Source organism: Mucilaginibacter paludis DSM 18603 (genome assembly GCF_000166195.2).
Classification (GTDB): Bacteria; Bacteroidota; Bacteroidia; order Sphingobacteriales; family Sphingobacteriaceae; genus Mucilaginibacter; species Mucilaginibacter paludis.
Genome location: NZ_CM001403.1, coordinates 6,821,196 through 6,837,876 on the forward strand (window position 1 = coordinate 6,821,196; position 16,681 = coordinate 6,837,876).

At 45.4% G+C, this 16,681-nt stretch carries 13 protein-coding genes and 1 pseudogene; 6 read left to right on the forward strand and 8 right to left on the reverse strand.

Annotation, left to right across the window (positions count from 1 at the left end):
• The first annotated feature begins 793 nt into the window (after positions 1–793).
• Positions 794–1,501: a terminase small subunit gene (locus MUCPA_RS28865; protein WP_008511353.1), complete on the forward strand. Its 708-nt coding sequence runs from the start codon at positions 794–796 to the stop codon at positions 1,499–1,501.
• 920 nt (positions 1,502–2,421) lie between these two features.
• Positions 2,422–3,864 carry a PBSX family phage terminase large subunit gene (locus tag MUCPA_RS28875; RefSeq protein WP_008511354.1) on the forward strand — a complete coding sequence of 481 codons (1,443 nt, stop codon included), beginning with the start codon at positions 2,422–2,424 and terminating at the stop codon, positions 3,862–3,864.
• Positions 3,865–3,946: 82 nt separating this feature from the next.
• Here the strand turns inward: MUCPA_RS28875 and MUCPA_RS39020 are convergent, their stop codons facing one another.
• The gene (locus MUCPA_RS39020; protein WP_083839390.1) at positions 3,947–4,876 is read right to left on the reverse strand and encodes a transposase; all 930 of its coding nucleotides are present in this window, start codon (positions 4,874–4,876) and stop codon (positions 3,947–3,949) included.
• Positions 4,877–5,269: a hypothetical protein gene (locus tag MUCPA_RS39025; RefSeq protein WP_040626617.1), complete on the reverse strand. Its 393-nt coding sequence runs from the start codon at positions 5,267–5,269 to the stop codon at positions 4,877–4,879.
• Between the two features lie 74 nt (positions 5,270–5,343).
• Between MUCPA_RS39025 and MUCPA_RS28890 the strand changes: the two genes are divergently transcribed.
• A complete protein-coding gene (locus MUCPA_RS28890; RefSeq protein ID WP_008504097.1) occupies positions 5,344–5,547 on the forward strand; it encodes a hypothetical protein in 204 nt (67 codons plus the stop codon).
• A 504-nt stretch (positions 5,548–6,051) separates the two neighbouring features.
• Here MUCPA_RS28890 and MUCPA_RS28895 read toward each other — a convergent pair.
• The 3 genes from MUCPA_RS28895 to fbaA all read right to left on the reverse strand — a co-directional run bounded on the left by MUCPA_RS28895 (position 6,052) and on the right by fbaA (position 8,101).
• A complete protein-coding gene (locus MUCPA_RS28895; RefSeq protein ID WP_008511355.1) occupies positions 6,052–6,468 on the reverse strand; it encodes a GNAT family N-acetyltransferase in 417 nt (138 codons plus the stop codon).
• On the reverse strand, positions 6,449–6,946 hold the full coding sequence (locus MUCPA_RS28900) for a low affinity iron permease family protein (protein ID WP_008511356.1): 498 nt from the start codon (positions 6,944–6,946) through the stop codon (positions 6,449–6,451). The genes MUCPA_RS28895 and MUCPA_RS28900 overlap by 20 nt, the downstream gene beginning before the upstream one ends.
• Before the next feature lie 75 nt (positions 6,947–7,021).
• A complete protein-coding gene (gene fbaA, locus MUCPA_RS28905) occupies positions 7,022–8,101 on the reverse strand; it encodes a class II fructose-bisphosphate aldolase (RefSeq protein WP_008511357.1) in 1,080 nt (359 codons plus the stop codon).
• Positions 8,102–8,494: 393 nt separating this feature from the next.
• Between fbaA and MUCPA_RS28910 the strand changes: the two genes are divergently transcribed.
• From MUCPA_RS28910 to accD, 3 genes and pseudogenes are all read left to right on the forward strand, one after another.
• Positions 8,495–9,463 (forward strand): Rpn family recombination-promoting nuclease/putative transposase, encoded by a 969-nt coding sequence (locus MUCPA_RS28910; RefSeq protein ID WP_008511358.1) that lies wholly within the window; start codon positions 8,495–8,497, stop codon positions 9,461–9,463.
• A 5-nt stretch (positions 9,464–9,468) separates the two neighbouring features.
• Positions 9,469–9,756 (forward strand): annotated as a pseudogene (locus MUCPA_RS39670) (Rpn family recombination-promoting nuclease/putative transposase); the annotation flags it as partial.
• Between the two features lie 740 nt (positions 9,757–10,496).
• The gene (gene accD / locus MUCPA_RS28925; RefSeq protein WP_008511360.1) at positions 10,497–11,342 is read left to right on the forward strand and encodes an acetyl-CoA carboxylase, carboxyltransferase subunit beta; all 846 of its coding nucleotides are present in this window, start codon (positions 10,497–10,499) and stop codon (positions 11,340–11,342) included.
• A 951-nt stretch (positions 11,343–12,293) separates the two neighbouring features.
• On the opposite strand, the gene MUCPA_RS28930 is transcribed toward accD, so the two are convergent.
• The 3 genes from MUCPA_RS28930 to MUCPA_RS28940 form a co-directional block, all read right to left on the reverse strand.
• Positions 12,294–12,746, reverse strand: coding sequence for a KTSC domain-containing protein (locus tag MUCPA_RS28930; RefSeq protein ID WP_008511361.1), 453 nt, complete (start codon positions 12,744–12,746; stop codon positions 12,294–12,296).
• A gap of 249 nt (positions 12,747–12,995) precedes the next feature.
• The gene (locus MUCPA_RS28935) at positions 12,996–15,437 is read right to left on the reverse strand and encodes a TonB-dependent receptor (protein ID WP_008511363.1); all 2,442 of its coding nucleotides are present in this window, start codon (positions 15,435–15,437) and stop codon (positions 12,996–12,998) included.
• Between the two features lie 288 nt (positions 15,438–15,725).
• On the reverse strand, positions 15,726–16,523 hold the full coding sequence (locus MUCPA_RS28940; protein WP_008511365.1) for a hypothetical protein: 798 nt from the start codon (positions 16,521–16,523) through the stop codon (positions 15,726–15,728).
• Between the last annotated feature and the right edge of the window lie 158 nt (positions 16,524–16,681).

The following is a 16,681-nucleotide window of genomic DNA, read 5'->3' on the forward strand; positions in this document are numbered from 1 at the left end:
CCTCCTTTGACAGAGGCCTTTATCCGTGGTTCAGCAAATCATATTGCTGGCAGGTTGCTCCTCAGCAGCGCCTGTTTCCTCTTTTGATTTGCACTGGAAAGTTAAACAAACAGGGCCATGCTTTGACCAAAAATATTTAAAACATTTAAGCAATACGTGTTATAACCCCTTTTTAAGCCCTTTTGCCTCGTTTACCTTGCATATTTCATCATAGGAGGTCCCTCGTACCTCGGGATGACAGAGTGGTGAGCGAAGGCAAGAAGGCAGGATGTAAGAAGCAGGAGGCAAAAAAAAAGCAAGACAACTAAACCATGAGCGTAAAGCGCAGCAAGCATGCATAGGCAAAAACAAATTGTGCGCTAACTAAAGAAATACGAAGAGTTGGTGGGGACATCAACTTTGGGATTCAATCAATCAATTAATCAATCAATGCCCCCTCCCCCAGCGTTAGCGATTGCAGTGAATACCGGCCATGTGGCTAAGGCCTGCGCAGTATAAACGGAAAGCGCGGGCCGGAGGCAACGCCCTGTTGAGCCAGAAGCAGGAAGCTGGAAGCCAGAGGCGAGAGGCAAGAAGCGAGAAGCAGGAAGCACTCCCGATTGGATAGCCCAGCCCTCAATCAAACCTTAAAGCCCTGTAACCTTAAAACTTTTCAACCTGCCAACTTTAAAACCTGCCAACTTTACAACCTTACAACCTTACAACTTTTCAACCGCTCCACCAATTATTCCCAAACAAAACATTAGTTATAATTTATTAAAAACCTTATCTTTGAGATAAATTATTACCCTTTATGCAAAACGATGATCAAGATTTGCTTAGTCCGCGGGAGAAGCTTTTTGCGGATAGCTACCTCACGCACCTGAACAAGAGCCGGGCGGCGGCGCAGGCGGGGTACGCATCGAGAAATTCGCCTTACCAGATTTATAACCGGCCAAGGGTGCGGCAGTATATTGAGGAGCGGCTAAACCAATACGCTATATCGGCCGCCGAGCTTACCAAGCTGATTAGCGATACCGCCCAGGGCAACTTAACCGACTACTTTAGGCCGGTGCAAAAAATAGTGATCCCCAAGGTGACCAAAGGCCTGCAAGAACTGATTGATAACCTGCAATGCCAACTGGACATTGAAACCGAATACCTGAACTCCATACAGCCCGAAGCGACCGAGAAAAAGCAATTGGACACCGCCATCCGCGCGCTGGAGCGTGATATTGCCCGCCTTAAAATTGAGCTCGACAAAAACCCCAACGCCACCCGCATTGTGGATGGCGAGCCCTACCTGAGTAACGAAATGCAGCTGGATATTGAGGCCGTGGTGGCCGATAAAGAGAGATGCAAAGTAAAATCGATCAAGTACTCTAAAACCGGGGGCTACAGCATCGAGATGTACTCGGCCCTGGATGCCCAGGAGAAATTAGCCAAAATGCACGGCCTCTATAAAAAGGACAACGAACAATCGGCCCCGCAAAACGTGATTAGGATTGGGTATGGGGATTGATTGGTTATTGGGTTATTGGTTATTGAGTTATTGGTTACTGGTTATTGGTTATTGGTTATTGGGTTAGCGGGTTAGTCGTTAAATGAGTTTTTTATCTGGCTGCACCTTTACCTAAAACTTTGCCATCCAAGCAACCGATCGGCCAGCCTAAAAAACAGTGATGAAGTTTGAACCTCGTAGATTTCTTGGTGCAGAGGCAGAAGTGCGCAAAGGCCAGACTGCACGCCGGGCCGGGAGCTGGCCTCGCGGGTGGAAGGATCGGGCAGTCTTGATTTTTTTGGTTCTTTTTGTATCAAGACAAAAAGAACAAAGCCCTTCCCGCGGCGTTTGAGCGGGCCGATATTGTAAATTAAGAATACTGATTACCAGAGCAATAATACGCATTGATGATCAGCGACTTAAACCCACGTTATTGTAAGCCACAAGGAACGTTTTGCCAGAATTTACTACAGACCATTCCCAAGTGCTTGTTAGATCGCAGACTTATCGCTGCAAAAGTTCCCTCGTACCTCGGGATGACAGGGTGGAGAAGCAGAGAGGCCATTTGCACAAGCTTGTTTTGCAGCATACTTATCGCTCGAAAAAGTTCCCTCGTTCCTCGGGATGACAGGGTGGTGAAGCAGAGAGGCCATTTGCAAATGCTTGTTATGCATACTTATCGCTCAAAAAAGTTCCCTCGTACCTCGGGATGACAGGGTGGTGAAGCAGAGAGGCCATTTGCGCTTACTTGTTTTGCAGCAGACTTATTGCTCGCAAAAGTTCCCTCGTACCTCGGGATGACAGGGTGGTGAAAGGAGGATGTTTGCATAAGTTGCCAATATCCTCACCAACAACTCAACTCACAACAAATAACCAACAACCCGATAAAAACCTTCCAACCTTCCAACTTTAAAACTTTCCAACCTTCCAACTCCCCCACCATGAACGAAATCAAAATCACCTTTAACCCCAACCTCTTTAACAACGTGTACTGGCACTTGTTAAAGGCCTTTGACGACAACCAGATCCGGTTTATCTGGGTTTACGGCGGCTCGTCGGCCAGTAAAACCTACTCGGTGGTGCAACTTACGCTGGTGCGGATGCTGGAGCAGACCAACCAAAACACCTTTGTGCTGCGCAAATACGGGGTCGACATCCGCGACAGCATCTACTCGGATTTTAAAAACCTGATTGCCGACTGGGGCCTGGGCGCTTACTTCAGCATCCAGCAAAACTATATTTTGTGCAAGGCCAGCGGCTCGTACATCCGTTTCCGCGGACTGGACGACAGCGAAAAGATCAAGGGGATCAGCAATTTTAAGAAGGTGATTTTGGAAGAGGTGAGCCAGTTTGACGAGGTGGACTACAAGCAGATCCGCAAGCGGCTGCGGGGGCAGCTGGGCCAGCAGATCATCGGTATTTTTAACCCCGTGAGCGAGGATCACTGGATCAAGAACCACATCTTCGACCAGGAAGTGCTACAGCCCATAGAAAGCAACATCAGCGGGATGTGGCGCAACGAGCCGGGTAACCTGCTGATTTTGAAAACCAATTACCTGGACAATCGCTACATTGTGGGCCCGCAGTTTGTTGACCAGCATGCCATTGCCGATTTTGAGCGCGATAAGATCAGCGATTACAACTACTACCAAATTTACGGCCTGGGCAACTGGGGCAAGCTGCGCACCGGCGGCGAGTTTTGGAAGGATTTTAACGCCAGTCGCAACAGTGCCCGGGTGAACTGGAACGAGGCCCTGCCCCTGCACCTGAGCTGGGACGAGAACGTAAACCCCTACCTCACCTGCCTGGTATGGCAAATTGAGGGCAAAACGGCCACCCAGATTGACGAGATTTGCCTGGAAGACCCGCGCAACCGTGTACACCATGTTTGCGCCGAGTTTGCCAGTCGCTACCCGCCAGCCCGCGTAAAGGGCCTGTACATTTACGGCGACCGCACCTCCATCAAGCAAGATACCAAGCTCGAGAAAGGCGAAAACTTTTTCACCCGTATTTTGCAGCTGCTGCAACCCTACGCACCTACGCTGCGCATGCAGAGCGCCAACCCCTCCATTGTGCAATCGGCAGGGTTTATCAACCAGATTTACGCCGGGCGCATCCCCGGCCTGCAGATCATCATCGGCGAAAACTGCCGCCGCTCGCTCCACGACTACCAATACGCCATTGAAGACAGCGACGGCACCCTCAAAAAAACCAAGAAACAGCACCCCCTAACCAAAGTAAGCTACGAAGAATTTGGCCACCCCAGCGATGCCAAACGCTACCTGCTCACCCAGGCCTTCGCCACCGAATACCAAGCCTACCTTAAAGGCGACAAAAAAATCCAGATCCGCACGGGGAAACCGCTGCATAAGCATGGGTATTGAGCCCCCTCTAAACCGCGTAGCGCTCATGCACACCAAAACAAACCAAGGTGCATAATCTCCCCCGGTAGGCATATGCGTCAACCTAAGGTAAAAAGGCAATATCGAAATCCTGTTCAAAATTGGGTCTGACTCTTTTATCGTAGGAGCAGTACCTGGCTAAAGTAATTAGATGATATCCTATCTTGCCCTTATAACTTTCTATGGCTTTAACGACCTGTATTATTTTAGAGGCATTTTTTATGAGATACCGGACTACTTTTATCATACTCAAGCCCCTTTTCTGATGTTTTTTGATGATCATTCTGGCAGGCGAAAAGATATACTGGATGTAAATGATGATCATGATAAATCTCGCATAAAGGATAAGTGACAGTTGTTTTTTCGAAACATTATGGATCTTAGAAAACTCCATGTTACTTTTCCAGGATTTGAATATGATTTCAATCCGCCACCTCAGGCTATATACTTTGAAAAGAAAGTTATAATCTGCGTCCTGTCTGGAAATGGTAGTCATAAAAATGGACCATGACATCAGGGCCAGGCACTCTTTACCCGGTTCCTTTTTGGCCTCTTTCTTAGCCTTCATCCTGCGCCTGTTTGCAATTTCGTCACTTACAGGCAAGGCGACTATCCTGATTTTTGTACCTTTTTCATTATTTAAAGTAACCTCAAAATCAAGCTGTTTTTTTGATTGTAATTCGGTGAGCAGGTTAATTCTTTCTTTTGTTTGGCTGTCTAAAAGTACTATATTACTCTGATGCCTGTATATGCAGTCCGCTTCTGCTGTCCAATGCCTCTCGATTTCTTTAAGGGTTAGATACCCCCTGTCCCGAATAACAAGGTCGCCCTTTTCTATTGTTAATTCGGGGGCGGCTTCCTGATCGTTCTTAGTATAAGAATCGATGGTAAAATAAATAAAGCTTTCAGTTATCAAATCGTAAACACACTTGATCCGGGCATTACAAACACTGGGACTGGGCGTTTGGAGACCCCGGAAAAAAAAGCAAAACAACTAAAGGGGCAACTTAATGATTGTGCTGTCCTGCACTAAAACACGCTTAAATTTACCTGCCCTGCGCAATGAATCGATTTCTTCCTTTCCGATTCTACTGATAATAACAAGGGCCAGTATCTTTTTTAAAAAAAGCACACATGATTCTTTGCTTGTCTTTTTTGCAATTGCCTGCCTACTTACAGAAACAGTAGTTTCCGCATCTATTTTTGCCGCCAGATCATTAAAGCTAACCGTTCCATGCGTGGCCGCGCAGCAAATGGCATATAAAATATCGGCAGGCTCTATAAGACCTTTCCGTATCAGAAATCCGGTATCAATTGCTATTTTCTTTATTTGATCAGCACCAATGTTCATGGCATTTAGCAACGCTAAAAAATCGACCTTTTTCATTATGTCTTTTTGATTAATGGGTAAAATAATTTATATTTACATAGTATATATACTATGTAAATTAATCAAAAAAAATGGGATATAAAGTAAAAGTTCAAAAAGTTGAGCGAGGAGGCACCAAATCGTTTTATGTAAACTTCCCGGCAGCAGTTGCCGATGCTTGCCTGTTAGAAAAAGGCGAAGAAATGGAATGGTTGATAGAAGATAGAAATAGCTTCGTACTAAAACGTGTAAAGAAAGCCAAAACTAATCTTCCCAAACAAGAAAAAGACAAGTGAAATTAATCGCGCAAACATCTTCTCCAATAATGTAAGGTGTTAGGTTGACGCATATGCCCGGTAGGGGAGACTTTTCTCACGCAATAACAACCACCACGCGTCATAGAGGAGGTACGACGAAGCAATCTCTACACAGGCAGAGCGGCTCTGCAAGTTCGCCCTGTAAAGCTTAGAGATTGCTTCGTCGTTCCGCCTCGCAATCACGTTTTTTTTTAAGTCATTGTCTATCAATCAAAACAACCTTCTCCACCCGTCATTGCGAGGTACGAAGCAATCTCTACACAGGCAGAGCGGCTCTGCAAGTTCGCCCTGTATAGCTTAGAGATTGCTTCGTCGTCCCTCCTCGCAATGACGATTTTTTTGTATTGGTTCTAAGACAAAAACAACAACAACACCCGTCATTGAGTAACGAAGCAACCTCTACATAGGCAGAGCAGCTCTGTAGGTTCGCCCTGTATAGCTTATAGATTGCTTCGTCGTTCCGCCTCGCAATCACGATTCAACCTACATCACCATCTTATAATGCCTTATCCCCGCTTCCTCAAACTCTTCGCCAACTTTTTTAAAGCCAAAACGTTCGTAAAGGCTTGCGGCCTGTACCTGGGCGTGCAGGTAAACATAGTGTGCATCAGCCGGTAAATCATCTAAAACGGCCTGCACCAGGGCCTGGCCTACACCTGCGCCCCTAAATTTGGCCAGTACGGCAAAACGCTCTAACTTATAACCTTTATCGGTTTTGCGCCAGCGCGAGGCACCAGCAGGCACGCCACTAACAGTAGCTAAAAAGTGTATCGATTCATCCTCAAACTCCCACTCCAACTCGGGCGGACAGTTTTGTTCGCCCACAAACACCTCCCGCCTAATGGCAAATACATTTTCCAAATCGGCCGGGGCCGTAACCTTATTTACTAATAGCAGCATGTTTTTTATTTTCCCTCTCGCGGTGGTAATTAATCCGCTCCGCTTTATTTAAATGGTTGTCATCGGCGGCATCTATCGAGTGCGTGCAACCCAGCTCTTCTTCCTGTTTAGCTAAAATAGATAAACGTATATAAAATTTACGCAACTGGTCCAGCTCCTTCTCCGTAATATCCTCAATATTTACCATCCGGTTGCTGGCACCCTGGTGGGCGGCTATCAGCTCGTTCAATTTCAAATGGATGGCCTTTGAATCCTTGTTTTGCGATTTCTGGATCAAAAACACCATTAAAAAAGTAATAATAGTGGTGCCTGTATTAATAATGAGCTGCCAGGTGGTTGAATAACTAAATATTGGCCCGGTAAGCGCCCATACCACAATACTGGCCGAGGCCAATATAAAAGCCGTTGAGCTGCCCGTGGCCGTTGTAGCCCAGTTAGAAAAACGCTCGAAGAAATTTTTTTTATTATGATTGCCCATAAGTTAATGATTTTAATCATTAACAAAAAAACGCCGGCGTTGTTGCCGACGTTTCTGGTTTTAATGTTATTTTAACTACAACTTGCTGTGTACATCAAGGCAGTTTAAATCTTCAAATGCAGCTGTTAAGCGTTTAACAAAAGTATCTTCGCCCTTGCGTAACCAAACGCGTGGGTCGTAGTATTTTTTGTTTGGCGAATCCGCACCATCCGGGCTACCAATTTGTGTTTGCAGGTAGCCTTCTTTTGATTGATAGTAATCCTTAATACCTTCCCAAAACGCCCATTGCATATCGGTATCAATATTCATTTTAATGGCACCATATGATATCGCTTCTCTGATTTCTTCCTGGGTTGAGCCCGAGCCACCGTGAAAAACAAAGTTGATTGGTTTTTCGGCTTCAAGGCTAAAGTGCTTTTTAACATACTCCTGCGAGTTATGCAAAATAACCGGTTGCAACTTTACGTTACCCGGTTTGTACACACCATGCACGTTACCAAAAGCAGCAGCAACGGTAAAACGGTGACTAACCTTCGATAGCTCCTCGTACGAGTAGGCTACATCCTCTGGCTGAGTATATAAACGTGAGCTATCCACGTCCGAATTATCAACACCATCCTCTTCGCCACCGGTAACACCCAATTCAATCTCCAGCGTCATCCCCAATTTAGCCATACGCTCCAGGTATTTGGCCGATATTTCAATATTTTCGTGTAACGACTCTTCAGATAAATCGAGCATGTGCGATGAAAACAAAGGTTTTCCGGTTTCGGCATAAAATTTTTCGCCATAATCCAGCAAACCATCAATCCAGGGCAATAACTTTTTAGCAGCGTGGTCGGTATGCAAAATAACAGCTACCCCGTAGTGTTCGGCCAATAAATGTACGTGCTTGGCAGCAGATACAGCACCTAAAATACAGGCTTGCAGCTTAGAGTTATCTAACGATTTACCAGCGTAAAATTGCGCACCACCATGCGATAACTGAATGATAACCGGCGAGTTAACAGCCTTAGCAGTTTCCATAACCGCATTAATGGAGTTGGTACCAATAACATTTACAGCAGGTAAAGCAAACTGATGCTTTTTAGCAGCCTCAAAAAGCTCCTGCACCTGGTCGCCATGCAATACGCCCTTATAATTTTTTATGTCCATGTTTCAAGTTTTTGTTTTCGTTCCGAAGTTAAAAAAAATAGTAAATTATTATCAGCACCAAAATTAAATAAAAACATGACGGTGGTCATTTTAGTTGGGGTGCGGTGTTATTGGTTAATGGTTATTGGGTTACTGAGTTATTGGGTTACTGGTTATTGGGTTATGAAGTTATTGGTGGTTATTTAGTCAATCAACTTAGTAGCGTAATAACTCAATAAACTAATAACTTTTATCGTTACGCTGTCGTCAGCTAAACCAGCAACTTAATAACCAGTAAATCAATAACCTAATAACTTTTATTATTACGCTGTCGACCAGTAAACCAGCAACTTAATAACCCAATAACCACCTGCCCCCATTTGCGGGCAAAAAATGTAAAACCTATCTTTGGCTATGCCTCAAAACACCATGCCCTATACCGGGCGCTACATCGATCCGCTGGTAGATTTCGCCTTTAAAAAAATATTTGGCAGCGAACCCAATAAGGATCTGTTGATTGCCTTTTTAAACGAAGTGTTCCGCGGCCGCAAACACATTGTTGATTTGGTTTACAACAAGAACGAACATCCCGGCGACTTGCGCGACGAAGGCGCGGCCATCTTCGATCTGCTTTGCACAGGCGCCGAGGGCGAGCAATTCATCATCGAGGTGCAGCGTGGCAGGCAGGTTAACTTTAAAGAGCGGGCACTGTTTTATACCTCGCGCCTCATCAGCAACCAGGCCCCCAAAGGCAGGCGCAGTAACTGGGCCTACCAGTTAACCGAAGTATACCTGGTGGCCTTGTTAGAAGATTTTACTTTAGCCCTTAGCCGGGATGCGCAATATCTGCACGATATTTGCCTGTGTAACAGGGATACCGGCGAAATATTTTACGATAAGCTGGGCTACACTTACATAGAATTAAGTAAATTTGTAAAAGAGGGTGCCGATTTGGAAACCGATCTGGAAAAATGGCTTTATGTACTAAAAAATATGAGCCAGATGGACAAGATCCCTTTATACCTGCGGAAACCCATATTTGAAAAACTATTCAACATTGCTGAATACAGTAATTTGACAAAGGAGGAAAAAAACATGTACGATAGCAGCATGAAATATAAGTGGGACAATCAAAACGTACTGGACTATGCCCGCCAAGAGGCCAAACAGGAAGGTAGATTGGAAGGGAAGCTGGAAGGGAAGTTGGAAGGAAAATTGGAAGGGAAGTTGGAAGGTAAATTGGAAGGTAAATTGGAAGGAAAATTGGAAGGTGAATATCAAAAAGCAATAGAAATTGCCCTTGAAATGAAACGTGACGGTATTCCTGCCGCTCAGATCTCAAAATTCACGAAGTTACCTATCGAGGAAATAGAAAAGTTGTAGCTACCATGTACGACAGCAGCATGAAATATAAGTGGGACAATCAAAACGTACTGGACTATGCCCGCCAAGAGGCCAAACAGGAAGGTAGATTGGAAGGGAAGTTGGAAGGAAAATTGGAAGGGAAGTTGGAAGGAAAATTGGAAGGAAAGTTGGAAGGTAAATTGGAAGGTAAATTGGAAGGTGAATATCAAAAAGCAATAGAAATTGCCCTTGAAATGAAACGTGACGGTATTCCCGCTGCCCAGATCTCAAAATTCACAAAGCTTACTATCGAGGAAATAGAAAAACTATAATCTGGAATGCTTGTGGTACTCTCCCAGCGTGAAAGAGTCAATTGTATATTGGGCGCATTCATACTGTGTTAGTTAGCAATGGCTTGACGCCAACGTATCACCAATTCGGCCTCCATCCTCAAAGCTATTTAAGTTATGGATTTTGCACGCCAAGACGCGAAGGCGCGAAGTTTTTATGGCTCGTTTCTTAGCGTCTTGGCGCCTTTGCGCGACTTTTTTATAATTTTCATCAGCAATCAAATTCTTAACTTAATGGCATTGCCGCCCCACCCTCCACCAAGAAAGCGCCTGCCGTAGTTAAAAACAATCTTCCCCGGCTATAAGCAGGCCACTCCTAACCAAGTAAAGTGCCTTTTTGCTCCGGCAGGAGCATCCTGTTTATAGCAATTTTGCGATGCGGACTGCCTCCGGAGGTGCCCCCTATCTGATGCTTGTTAATTGAAAAACAGGCTTTTTATTAAATCCCCCCTACAGCTAACTTAATAACTCAATAACCTAATAACCCAGTAACCTCTAATAACCAAATCCCCGCGTTACCGATGGTAGCGGATACCGGCCCTGTGGCTAAGGCCTGCGCTGTATGAGCGTACAGCGGGGGCCGGAGGCAACGCCCACATGCTGTGCTGCTTTTAACTTTGTATTTTATTTTGTGGTTTAGGCCGGGGCAATGTTGAAGGAACTGATAAAGTAAGTAAAAAAATTTGTTTCTTTGCAGTGAATTGAAAGAGAAAGAAACAGTAATGGCGTGGTTTAAAAGAGAATCCAAAGGGATTATAACTACTACCGAAGAAAAGAAAGAGGCGCCGGATGGGATTTGGAACAAGTGTCCGAATTGTAAAAAGCCGCTTCACTACTCTGAGCAGGTAGAAAATCAATATGTTTGTCACTATTGCAATTATCATTTGAGGATCGGGTCGAAAGAATACTTCTCGGTTCTGTTTGATAATAATGAGTTTACCGAGTTGTTTGGCAACCTGATATCGGGCGATCCGCTGCATTTTGTGGACACCAAGAAATACACCGAGCGGTTGGAAGAGAGCATGGAAAAAACCGGCCTGAAGGATGCCATTCGCGCGGCGCATGGTAAAATTAACGGGCAGGACCTGGTGATTGCCTGTATGGACTTCAACTTTATAGGTGGATCGATGGGATCGGTTGTAGGTGAAAAGATTGCCCGCTCCATTGATTATTGCATTGCCAATAACATCCCCTTCCTGATGATATCCAAATCGGGCGGCGCCCGCATGATGGAGGCGGCTTTCTCGCTGATGCAGATGGCTAAAACTTCGGCCAAACTTGCCTTGTTATCGCGGGCCAAAATACCTTATATATCGTTATTAACCGACCCTACCACGGGCGGTGTTACGGCATCGTACGCTATGCTGGGCGATATTAACATTGCCGAGCCCGGCGCGCTGATTGGCTTTGCCGGCCCACGCGTAATTAAAGAAACCATTAAAAAGGATTTACCCAAAGGTTTCCAAACCGCAGAGTTTGTACTTGAGCATGGCTTTTTAGATTTTATTGTTGACCGCCGCGAAATGAAAGCCAAACTGGCTACGTTTTTAAAGATGATGGCTAATTAAGGGTAGAAGCAAGAAGTGAGAGGCAGGAAGCAGGAGCTTAGATGCTGGAAGCTTTTTTGAAGGAAGTTGAAAGCAAAGACGTTTAGATTGCTGAGATAAACACACAATATTTTAAGAACATAACGAAGCCCATACCTAAACTTAAACGTTTGGGTATGGGCTTTAATATTTTATAGCGTTTTTGGTAGTTATAAGGGATGTCCCCGGCTAACCGGAAAAAAAAGGGATGACGTTTGAAAAGCTTCTTAAGCTATGTGATTGCGAGATTTAAAATAGGCGGTTTGTGAAGGATGAACTGACAATGCAATGCCGCTTATAGAGGCTACCACACCGTGCTTCGACTACTGAGCCTGACGAAGTATCAGCATGACACCCATTTTTTCTGCGAAAACTGTTATCCTGAGTAAGTCACCGGGTGCCCGGAAAAAATAGGGATAACGTTTGCACCTTCGGTAATTATTGGAGTACAAGAAAAAGCGGGCAGAGGCCAGACTGCACGCCGGGCCGGGAGCTGGCCTGCGGGCGGAAGGATCGGGCAGTCTTGATTTTTTTGGTTACTTTTTGTATCAAGACAAAAAGTAACAAGCCCCTTCCCGCAGCGATTGAGCGGGACGATGCTTTAATTTAAGAATACTGCTTGTCTGAGAAAATATAGCACATTGACAATCAGCGCACCCGATATGCTGCATACTTACCGCGCGTAAAAGGTCCCTCCTTGCGTCGGGATGACATGATGGAGAGAAAATCAACAACTTAACAACTCCATTATGAGCATGAGGTTAGATGCAGAAAACTTTTTGACGATAGATACGAGATGCAAAAAGTTGAAGGCAAAAACGCTTAGATTGCTGAGACAAAAAAGCAATATTTTAAAACATAAAGAAGCCCATACCTAAACTTAAACGTTCGGGTATGGGCTTTAATAATTTATAGCGTTGTTGTTACTGCAGCTTAAGCTACTGCTTCTTCGCGTTTGCTGATGTTACGGTATACAAACGAGTTAAAGATATGCCTGCGGGCAAAACGGCCCGGCGAATCGGCATTGATAAACTTAACGTAGGTGGCTTTGGGCACATCAAAATATTCGTACACGCTGCCATCTAAAAAGGTGATTTGCAGGGTTTGCGATTTGTATTCAAAATCGGCAATGTTTGATGTGGTAGTAGTTTGGGTATAATGATCAAGGTTTTGCAGGCGGGTTTCGGGAGCTATGCTTACCAAAAAGTGATAAGCCTCGATGATGGTTTTGCTCTTTTCTTCGGCTTCCAGCTTTTGATCGTGGCTGTCCTGAAATTTATCCGGATGCCAGTCTTTCATCAAATTACGGTAGATCGTTTTTAATTCTTTTAATTCGGCTGCTTCGTTTACGCCTAAAAGCTTTCGGTAGTCGACAATTTTTTTCATGAGATTTTAAGGGTATTGATTATTGTCGTTGAAGATGAGGCTATTGATAATGTACTGATTTTCAAGAAATAATTTTTCGCAAAGGTATGGATTTTAAAAGTCAAAACTAAGCTTAATTCTAAAATTTTATTGAGGCGCAGTTGATGGGACATAAAAAGCATACGGATAGTTGGTGGGACACCAACTATGGCGGAAGTTATTTGCTTCCTACCTCCTGCCTCTTACTTCTTGCCTCTTACTCCCCCCACCCTAATTCTTAACCCTGTTCTGCTCGCTTTCGGCCCCGGTGCTTTCGTGTTTGCGCTGGTTGGCAATGGCTTTACCAAAGCGGTAGCTTAACGATAGTACCGCCGTTCGGGTATCGCTCAGGTTGTGGTAGTCGGCGCGGGTATTGGCCAGGTTGTTAATGTCGCCGCTGTTTACGTTGGTGTAAAAAATATCGTTCACCACCAATTTAAGGGTGGTACTGGCCGATATTTTTTTGGAGAGGGCGGCATTTACCCTGCCCATGTTGCCGGTTACAAACTGGGCCGAGGTAACGCGGCTTTGGTATAGGCCGTTTAACTGCGCTGTCCAGTCGCGCGGCAACTTAAACTGCAGCATAGGTTTTACAAAGTAGTAGGTGCCTTTGGTATCCAGGGGGCCGTTATAAAAATCGCTGCGGGTATGGATGTTTACCGCGGTGGCAAACAGCTGCAGGCTAAGCCATTTTGCAGGGTCCACACTGGCATCAACCGAGATGCCCTTAACCACGGTACTGCCCAGGTTGCCCGGCCTGCTGTAATAAATACCGTTTACAATTTCGATGGTTTCGTCAACATTATCCCTGGTTTTGCTGTAGCTCAGCGTGGTGGTTATTTTTTTATAGGTGTGCGACAGTTCGATGTTTTGCGTATAAGCAGGCCTTAAAAACGGGTTGCCGGTATAGTAAGTAAATTTATCCAGAGGGGCCAAAAAAGGGTTCAGGTCCTCGTAGTACGGCCGGTCTATCCGTCGGCCATAGTTCAGGCTTATCTGTTGGTTGCCAGCCGTATCCAGCTTATATTGCAGGTATACGGTGGGGAACAAACCGTTGTAATTGCGCTTAAAAACCGAATCGGGCTTTTGCACGTTGCCCAGTTGGTGGCCCTTGGATACCGTGTTTTCAAAACGGAGGCCCAGTTGAACCGATAGCCTTTTAAAATCGCGACTGGCATTGATATATGCGGCGTTAATGTTTTCCTTATAAATAAAATGGTTGGTTTTATCATAGTCGGGCGTGGTGTTCTGGTTTACGGTATAAAAGTAATTGGCTATATTATCGGTTTGGGTATAGCTGGTTTTAAGCCCCCCGGCCAGTTTTAGTCCGCTTTTTAGCGGATGGGTATAATCTGTTTTGGCGGCGTAGATGTCAATGGCCGATGGCAGCGCCCCCGTTAACAGGTCATGATTGATGAGCATTCCGTTAGGCAGGTAGCTCGAATTGTCAAAGCCCTGGCTAAGGGTATTATCATAGCGCAGATAATCCAGATCGGCGGTAAGCTCAGGCCCCCCGGCATTATATTGGTGGCGGTAGTTGAGGTTGATGCCACCGTTTTTAAAACTGCGGTGCTCGGCGTTATTGGCTACAATGGTAGAATCGGGCGTATTTTGAGCACTAAGCAAGCGGCTGGTATTAATGGTGTGCTCATCGCCGGGGTTAAGCAAACCCGTAAGGCCCAGCCCCCAGGTGGTTTTGGCCGAGGCGTAATAATCAAGACCCAGTTTGGCATTGTAGGTTTTGGAAGTACGGCGGATAAATGAATTCTGCAGGAATTTAGATTGCAGGCTACCATCGGCGTTTTCAAAATAGCGGTTAATATCCAGATCGTTAAAATTATTGCCGGTGCTGTAGCTCAGGTTGCCAAACAGGTTGATTTTGCTATCGCGATAATTAAAATTGGCGCTGTTATTGGTTTTGCCATATTTACCCTGCGAATAACTCAGACTAAGGCCGCCGTTAAAACCCTTGGCCTTGCCACGTTTGGTGCGGATGTTGATGATACCGCCATTACCTGCCGCATCGTATTTGGCGGGTGGGTTTGTCATCAATTCAATCTGGTTGATGGTAGAGGCGGATAACGAGCGGAGGTAGTTTTCCAGATCGGCGCCCGACAGGTAGGTGGGCTTATCGTCAATATATATTTTAACGCTGTTTTTTCCTTGCAGACTGATGGCGCCATTGTTATCAACAATCACCCCCGGCGATTTTTCTAACACATCCAAAGCCGTTGCCCCGGCATTGCCTATCAGCGCATCCACATTCACCACGGTACGGTCGGGCTGGTGCTCTATCAGTTGCTTTTGCGCCGTAATGGCAACAGCTTTAAGCAAGGTGCCGCTATGCTGCAAATTAATAAGCGGCATTACAAGCGGCTGCTTTTCAACTATTATATTTTCGCTTTTATAATTTTGATACCCCATCATGGTGACCCATATGCGATAGTTACCCGGCTTAAGGCCTTCAAAAAGGTATTTGCCTGCAACATTGGCCAGGGCTGTTTTCACCACCGCCGAATCGCGGGTTTGCACCAGCAGCACGGTGGCCGCATCGGCAGGTTTACCATCAGCGCCAAGTACCTGGCCTGATAGGCTGGCACCAGTTTGCACGAAAGCTACAATTGAGGCAATAGTTAGCCAGGCAGCTAAAAAAGCTGTTAATTTGATTTGCATAGGTATTGTTTTTAGGAAGCTATTAGAGGACTAAAGCATCGGTGGTATCATTTGGCATTAAAATTTCAATTCAAGGCATCGCCATAGCGCAATTACCGTGAGAAGGGCTTGGCAGGCGACGAAATAAAATCGAACCTGTATTCTCATTTACATTGAGTAAGGCTATAAGGCAACGTACGCTATCAGCTGATAGCAAATTGCGCCTTGTGTCTTTGCGCGCAAATCACCATGGCATTTAACTTAGGACAAGACACCATGGACCATGGCCTATCGACTATGGACCATCGTCTACTTCGTTTCGGTTGTGGTATCGTAATTATAGTACCAGCTCCAATCGTTATGCCCTGTTGCCCGCACATATTTAGCTCTGAACTTTTGGTATACGGCCTCGGGTTGTTTTTTGCCATTTACAATAAACTCGCGAGTGCTTAATTTGAATGACGACAGGTTATCGGCCTTATCAATAATGCCGTCTTTAATCAATTCGGCAATCAATAGTTTGCGGTCTGTTGGCTCGGCATTGGGCTGGGTTTTAGCACGGGCCGCATAAGCCTGAATCTTAAGGTTAGCCGCGTCAACATAAATAGTTTGGTTGATAGAATCGGCTATGGCTAAACCCCTTGCTTCGATGGCTTTTTCGCGGACTTCGGCAACCGGTTTGACTTGGGCTATCTGCTTAACAGCGGCTTCTCTTTGCAGGCGTGCCTTTTGTTTTGCTGCTGCCGCATCGGCAAGCCGGGCTTTTGCATCATATACTTTGGCCTGGTTATCTATACGGGCCAGTTCATCTGCCATACGGATACTTTTTAACTCGGCAGGCTCTTCAGCTTGTTTGTTCAGCATCTGGTTAATCACCGGCTGATAAACTACCAGACTTTCAGCGGGTACTGCCTTCCCGTTTACCTGCATACTTATCAACGTCTTCCCTTTTAAGTTAAGCTGATACAATATGCCCCGCTCCTTGAGCAGATAAGTAGTATACTGATGATTAGGCAATTGCAGTGAAGTATGATCGCCAAACTCGTTGGGCTGATAAATCCTCAAATTCCCCGCGTTAATACTCCCCTGCTTTGCATCCGTCTTCATGGTATCAGTTGTAGTGGTAGTAGTTATTGTTGTAACAGCCGTGCTCCGCACCTTTTTTACTCTAGCTTACCACCACTGCCTACCACAGCCGAAGTGGTTGCCGTTACCAATTTGCTGATCTGCCCGGCGTTTGAAAAAGCGGCCATCAATAAACCAGC

What these genes read in the sequence shown, in the direction of transcription:
- MUCPA_RS28900 (WP_008511356.1), bottom strand. Translation starts at nt 6,946, where the DNA reads ATGGGCAATCATAATAAAAAAAATTTCTTCGAGCGTTTTTCTAACTGG.
- MUCPA_RS28875 (WP_008511354.1), top strand. Translation starts at nt 2,422, where the DNA reads ATGAACGAAATCAAAATCACCTTTAACCCCAACCTCTTTAACAACGTG.
- MUCPA_RS28935 (WP_008511363.1), bottom strand. Translation starts at nt 15,437, where the DNA reads ATGCAAATCAAATTAACAGCTTTTTTAGCTGCCTGGCTAACTATTGCC.
- MUCPA_RS39025 (WP_040626617.1), bottom strand. Translation starts at nt 5,269, where the DNA reads ATGAAAAAGGTCGATTTTTTAGCGTTGCTAAATGCCATGAACATTGGT.
- MUCPA_RS28865 (WP_008511353.1), top strand. Translation starts at nt 794, where the DNA reads ATGCAAAACGATGATCAAGATTTGCTTAGTCCGCGGGAGAAGCTTTTT.
- MUCPA_RS28890 (WP_008504097.1), top strand. Translation starts at nt 5,344, where the DNA reads ATGGGATATAAAGTAAAAGTTCAAAAAGTTGAGCGAGGAGGCACCAAA.
- MUCPA_RS28895 (WP_008511355.1), bottom strand. Translation starts at nt 6,468, where the DNA reads ATGCTGCTATTAGTAAATAAGGTTACGGCCCCGGCCGATTTGGAAAAT.
- accD (WP_008511360.1), top strand. Translation starts at nt 10,497, where the DNA reads ATGGCGTGGTTTAAAAGAGAATCCAAAGGGATTATAACTACTACCGAA.
- MUCPA_RS28940 (WP_008511365.1), bottom strand. Translation starts at nt 16,523, where the DNA reads ATGAAGACGGATGCAAAGCAGGGGAGTATTAACGCGGGGAATTTGAGG.
- MUCPA_RS28910 (WP_008511358.1), top strand. Translation starts at nt 8,495, where the DNA reads ATGCCTCAAAACACCATGCCCTATACCGGGCGCTACATCGATCCGCTG.
- fbaA (WP_008511357.1), bottom strand. Translation starts at nt 8,101, where the DNA reads ATGGACATAAAAAATTATAAGGGCGTATTGCATGGCGACCAGGTGCAG.
- MUCPA_RS28930 (WP_008511361.1), bottom strand. Translation starts at nt 12,746, where the DNA reads ATGAAAAAAATTGTCGACTACCGAAAGCTTTTAGGCGTAAACGAAGCA.